This window comes from Vibrio sp. V08_P9A1T1 (assembly GCF_963874405.1).
In the GTDB taxonomy this organism is placed as follows: Bacteria; Pseudomonadota; Gammaproteobacteria; order Enterobacterales; family Vibrionaceae; genus Vibrio; species Vibrio anguillarum.
The window spans coordinates 41,898-48,023 of the sequence record NZ_CAWNIB010000272.1 but is presented as its reverse complement, the minus strand read 5'-3'; the positions used below and the strand labels follow the sequence as shown (position 1 = coordinate 48,023).

Annotated in this window: 4 protein-coding genes and 1 pseudogene; 3 read left to right on the top strand and 2 right to left on the bottom strand. The window is 43.0% G+C overall.

Translation table 11 applies throughout. The annotated features are described in order from the left end of the window. Together AACT21_RS13040 and AACT21_RS13035 are read right to left on the bottom strand one after the other, a co-directional pair. A partial coding sequence (locus AACT21_RS13040; protein WP_094164668.1) for an NAD-dependent epimerase occupies positions 1-978 on the bottom strand: 978 nt, incomplete at its 3' end. 53 nt (positions 979-1,031) lie between these two features. Next, on the bottom strand, positions 1,032-2,198 hold the full coding sequence (locus tag AACT21_RS13035) for a nucleotide sugar dehydrogenase (protein WP_094164671.1): 1,167 nt from the start codon (positions 2,196-2,198) through the stop codon (positions 1,032-1,034). Between the two features lie 230 nt (positions 2,199-2,428). Between AACT21_RS13035 and AACT21_RS13030 the strand changes: the two are divergent. From AACT21_RS13030 to AACT21_RS13020, 3 genes and pseudogenes are all read left to right on the top strand, one after another. After that, positions 2,429-2,578 (top strand): annotated as a pseudogene (locus AACT21_RS13030) (sugar transferase); the annotation flags it as partial. An 81-nt stretch (positions 2,579-2,659) separates the two neighbouring features. Then, positions 2,660-4,597 (top strand): polysaccharide biosynthesis protein, encoded by a 1,938-nt coding sequence (locus tag AACT21_RS13025; RefSeq protein WP_094164667.1) that lies wholly within the window; start codon positions 2,660-2,662, stop codon positions 4,595-4,597. A 181-nt stretch (positions 4,598-4,778) separates the two neighbouring features. Further along, positions 4,779-6,095: an MBL fold metallo-hydrolase RNA specificity domain-containing protein gene (locus AACT21_RS13020; RefSeq protein WP_094164666.1), complete on the top strand. Its 1,317-nt coding sequence runs from the start codon at positions 4,779-4,781 to the stop codon at positions 6,093-6,095. Positions 6,096-6,126: the final 31 nt, after the last annotated feature.

The window sequence follows — 6,126 nt, the reverse complement described above, 5'->3', positions numbered from 1 at the left end:
GTTTACAAACTCCGCCACGCCTTCTTCCACACCAATTTGAGGTTTATAACCCGTCGTATGGAATAAATCTGTTGTGTCAGCATAAGTCTGATAAACATCACCAGGCTGCATTTCTCTGAAGTTTTTCTTGGCTTCAATACCAAGCTCATTCTCAATAGCTGTTACAAAATCCATTAAGTTGATTGGTGAGCCGTGACCAATGTTGTACACCGCATAAGGAGCTGAGCTCGAAGCTGGTGTGCCATTTTCTACTGTCCACTTATCAGAGCGTTTAGGTATCACTTCCGCTATACGCACAACTCCTTCAACAATATCATCGACATGAGTGAAATCTCGCCACATATCGCCATTGTTATTGATATCAATTGTCTCTCCATCAAGTATTCTTTTTGTAAAAATGAACGGAGCCATATCTGGACGTCCCCAAGAACCATACACGGTAAAAAAGCGTAGCCCAGTTGTTGGTAGATCATACAAATGAGCGTAACTATGAGACATTAACTCATTTGATTTTTTCGTAGCAGCATAGAGTGACACTGGGTGATCTACACTATCACTCGTTGCAAATGGAACCTTTGTATTTAAGCCATATACTGAGCTTGAGGACGCATAAACCAAATGTTTGACCTTAGCTTTGCGGCATCCTTCAAGAATATTTAGGTGCCCAACCAAGTTAGACTCTGCATAAGCATGCGGATTTTCGATAGAGTAACGAACGCCTGCTTGAGCCGCTAGATGAATGACTCTATCAAACTTTTCATCAGCAAATAGTTTTTCAATCGCTTGGCGATCTGCGATATCCATTTTGATAAAACTGAACTTAGAGTTAACTATCCGCTCTAGTCTGGCATGTTTAAGGTTCACATCATAGTAATCATTGATATTATCAATGCCAACCACATCATGACCAGCTTGGTTGAGTTTTTCAACAGTAGCACTTCCAATGAAGCCTGCGGCACCAGTGACTAAATATTTCATATTCTTTCCAGTTATTAAACCTTAACAGTAGGTGTAGCGCTGATTAAAAAGTTCTAATCGCTCCCAAACAAATCTCGCGTGTAGACCTTGTTTTCTACATCGCGGATCTCATCCATCATTCGGTTGGAAACAATCACATCGCAGCTTTGCTTAAACTCTTCTAAGTCATTGAGCACTTGTGAATTAAAGAACTCGGCTTCTTTCAACATCGGCTCATACACTACCACTTCAATACCCTTTGCTTTAATACGCTTCATTACGCCTTGAATGCTCGAGGCGCGGAAGTTATCCGATCCTGCTTTCATGATCAGGCGATAAATCCCCACACGTTTGGGATTACGGCTGATGATCGAATCTGCAATAAAATCTTTACGTGTACGGTTGGCATCGACAATCGCACTAATAATCTCATTAGGTACATCTTCATAGTTAGCGCGCAGCTGCTTAGTATCTTTCGGTAAGCAATAGCCACCATAACCAAACGATGGGTTGTTGTAATGGCTGCCGATACGAGGATCGAGACCAACACCTTCAATAATTTGGCGAGTGTTCAAACCGTGCGTCTCGGCGTATGTATCAAGCTCATTAAAATAAGCTACGCGAAGGGCAAGGTAGGTGTTGGAGAACAGTTTTACAGCTTCTGCTTCTGTTGAGTCGGTAAATAGTACTGGCACATCCATTTCTTGTGCGCCTTCAAGTAATAACTCTGCAAAGACTTTGGCTCGCTCTGAACGTTCCCCGACAATAATGCGTGATGGATGCAGATTGTCATAGAGCGCGCGCCCCTCACGTAAAAACTCTGGCGAAAATATCAGATTTTCGCTCCCTAACTCTTTACTAATACGCTTGGTATAGCCCACTGGAACTGTTGATTTGATCACCATTACCGCGTTGGGATTCACGGCCATCACATCTAGGATCACCGCCTCTACCGATTTGGTATTGAAGTAGTTGGTTTGTGGATCGTAATCGGTCGGGGTGGCGATTACCACATATTCCGCCTCTTTGTAAGCGAGCTCTTTGTCGAGAGTTGCAGTAAAATTAAGCGTTTTATTGGATAAAAAGTCGCTAATTTCGGCATCGACAATCGGTGATTGCTTGTTGTTAAGCATTTCAACTTTTTCTTGAATGATATCCACGGCCACGACGTCATGATTTTGTGCCAACAACATGGCGTTAGAGAGGCCGACATAGCCAGTGCCAGCAATTGCAATTTTCATATTTTTATTATGTCCATTAATATAATTAACTTGGGTGATTGTACCTAAAGCAATTTCCATTTTCAGCTGGAAGTTACGTAGTTGGTATTCAGAAATGACTTTATCTCGTGGAATACTTAAACCGCTTATTATACTCTTGAGCACTTTCATGCAAAGACGCTGGCAACCGTTGCGAATTTAAGTACACTCTCATCACTATAATGATCGAGAGCACCCATGGCTAGGCTAAACTTGCTCTGGTGCAAAATATTGATATGTCTACACCGCCGCTATTGGCAAAAACAGATAAGCAGATGATTGATACCTTGACGCTAAAAGATTACTTCAAGTATATATTAATGACAGCAACGGGAAGTGGTAGTGGTGATGCTGTGAAGTAACACTGCTTTCAATTTATCTACAAAGACTTTTTAAACCAACGCCAGTACAATACTGGCGTTGGTTTATATTAGAGAAATAACATGGCTAGGCTTGATTTTATCTGGAACCTCTCAAGGTTTAACAAACGCATTATCAGCGTATGTATAGACACGTTCTTCATTATTGCTTCTTTTTATGCTGCGTATTGGACTCGTATTGGTCATATTCAGTCACTTGATGATGTTTCTACTCGCTATGTAATTCTAGGTACATTAGCGGTGACGCTTTTTGTCTATACGCGACTTGGGCTATATCGTGCTGTGCTTCGTTATTTGACCTTTCATGCGCTAGCGGTGGTGAGTGCTGGTACGGCAATCTCGGCGGCAACGGTTGCGATACTTGCATTCTATTTTGATGCGTCAATACCGCGTTCAGTGCCTATTATCTATGGCACCTTTCTTTGTTTGTTATGTGGTGGTTCGCGGCTCATTGTTCGTGTACTGGTCGCGCAAGTTAATGGCAAAGGGAAGAAAAACGTTCTTATCTATGGTGCCGGTTCTGCTGGTAGGCAACTGGCTTGGGCGTTGCGTTCATCTGAAACTCATAAAGTCGTGGGTTTTATTGATGAAGATTCGACCCTTGAAAACACCGTGATCATGGGGTTATCGGTAAGGAATCTCAAAGAGGCCTCTGCTGCCGTTGATAAACACAATGTACATCAAATTCTATTAGCGGTGCCGAGTGCGTCGCGTGCGCGTCGTAAGCAAATTTTAGATGCTCTAGTGCCTCTTTCTGCTGAAGTGCTCACGGTGCCGGATATGAAAGATATTGTAGAAGGCAAGGCAACAATTGATGAATTGAAAGATGTTGCGATAGAAGATTTGCTCGGTAGGGATGCAGTCACACCACAGCAGTCACTGATGGAAGCCAATATAAAAAGCAAAGTCGTGCTGGTGACAGGTGCTGGTGGTTCGATCGGTTCTGAATTGTGTCGTCAAATTCTTTCATGTAAACCGAAAACCCTCATCCTGTTCGAATTGTCTGAATTTGGCTTGTACCAAATAGATCGTGAGCTACATCTGCTTGCAAAAGAAAAAGGGCTCGATGTTGAAATTATCCCACTGTTAGGGTCTGTTCAACGCATCAACCGCTTGTCCGTGGTTATGAAAAGTTTTGCAGTCCAAACCATTTATCATGCCGCTGCCTATAAGCATGTACCCTTGGTAGAATACAATGTGGTTGAAGGGGTACGTAACAATGTGTTTGGTACTTACTACACTGCAAAAGCGGCGATTGAAGCTAAAGTTGAATCATTTGTGTTGATTTCGACCGATAAAGCCGTCAGACCGACCAATGTGATGGGTACGACAAAACGTATGGCAGAATTAGGCCTTCAAGCCTTAGCTGAACAAGAGAAAATGAAAAGTGGTGGCACTCGTTTTTGCATGGTGCGCTTTGGTAATGTTCTTGGTTCATCAGGTTCTGTTGTTCCGTTATTTAAGAAGCAAATCTTGAAAGGTGGGCCATTAACGGTAACTCACCCTGATATTATCCGCTATTTTATGACGATTCCTGAGGCGGCCCAGTTGGTAATTCAAGCTGGAGCAATGGGCAAAGGGGGCGATGTATTTGTCTTGGATATGGGTGAACCAGTCAAGATTATTGATCTTGCGGAAAATCTAATCCGGTTATCTGGCCTTGAAGTTAAAAATGAAGAAAACCCTTATGGTGATATCTCAATTGAATTCTCAGGCCTACGTCCAGGTGAAAAGTTATTCGAAGAGCTTCTTATTGGCGATAATGTCGAGCAAACGGCTCATGAAAGGATCATGACCGCGAGTGAGAGGTTTTTACCATTGTCGGACTATACGTGCTTGTTAGAGCAATTAGATTCTGCTTGTCATCATTTTGACCATGAGAAAATTCGCGAATTATTGATCTCAGCACCGACTGACTTTAATCCTTCTGATGGTATTTGCGATCTAGTTTGGCATCGATTGCATGATGACGGTGAGCCACCTTGCGAGATACTACATTAATTTCAAAGAGTCCCATTGCTGGGACTCTTTTAGTTTATGGGGTTTGATATCAACAGGATGCGTTTTTGGCGATAAAGCGGGCAGATTATTTTTCGATATAACTCGAAGAATAATAGTGATGAGCTTATTTATTGCTCGTGTGGTTTCATAATTGTCAGTCAATATTTAAGGGGTGTAATTTATGAACATTATTCATCATGGCGGAAAACATACGGTCACTGGCTCTTGCCATGAACTTAATCTTAATGGTGTTGGCGTGCTCATTGATTGTGGTTTAGTGCAGGGGAAAAGTTCAAAGTCGCTTAACATCGAATTTGCGGTTCGTCACATCAAAGCGTTGTTGTTAACTCACTCGCATATTGATCACATCGGCCGTATACCTTGGTTATTAGCGGGTGGTTTTCATCAGCCTATTTATTGCACACTCGCTACCGCAGAATTACTCCCATTAATGTTAGAAGATGGGTTAAAGCTTCAACTTGGCTTAGGGAAAGCACAGCGTACAAGAATATTAGAAAGAATGAATAAACAAATAAAGCCGGTGAATTATGGCGTGTGGCAGCGTATTTCTCGTGATTTAGACAATACTTATTTTCGCTTTACGCCTGCGGGCCATATTTTAGGGTCAGCGTTTATTGAAGTGAAACTGCCAAATAATGAAATTGTCCTGTTTTCAGGGGATTTAGGTCCCAGCAACACACCGTTATTGCCGGACCCAATCTCTCCGCCTCGCGCCGATTATCTGCTAATTGAATCAACCTACGCGAACACAACCCACGACAATGTGCAGCTGCGGGCGCAGCGCTTAAAGGACATCATCAACCGTTCTTTGCAAGACGGTGGCACCATTTTAATTCCAGCATTCAGTGTGGGCCGAACACAAGAGCTGCTGTTTGATATTGAACAATTGATCTTCAGCGGTGAAATCGATGGCAATATTCCGATTATTTTAGATTCACCCATGGCGCAACAGGTGACGAAATCTTACCGAAAGTTTAAAAAATTGTGGGGAAAAGAGGCGAAAAAGCGTTTGGATGCGCAAAGGCATCCGCTTGCGTTTGAACAGTGTATTACCGTTCAAGATTATCGAAGCCATCAAGCATTGGTCAACCGTTTAGCCTCAACAGGGGAAGCGGCGATTGTGGTGGCAGCGTCTGGCATGTGTGAAGGTGGCCGAGTGATGGCCTATTTAAAAGCGCTGTTGCCTGATAAAAGAACCGATGTGATCTTTGCGGGCTTCCAAGCACAAGGCACTCTGGGCCGAGCAATTGCGCAAGGCGATCACTCGGTGATGATAGATGGCGATGAAGCGCTTGTGAATGCACAGGTTCACAGTATGTCGGGTTATTCTGCCCATGCCGACCAAGCCGATTTGTTGCGCTTTATTGAGGGCATTGCGACTAAGCCTAAGCAAATTCATTTGATTCATGGAGAGCCCACCACAAAGCAAGCTTTTGCTGCTACGTTGCGCAGTTTAGGTTATGAGGTGATAGATTGAGCGCAATGTTTTGCCGTGTTAATTGCATTGT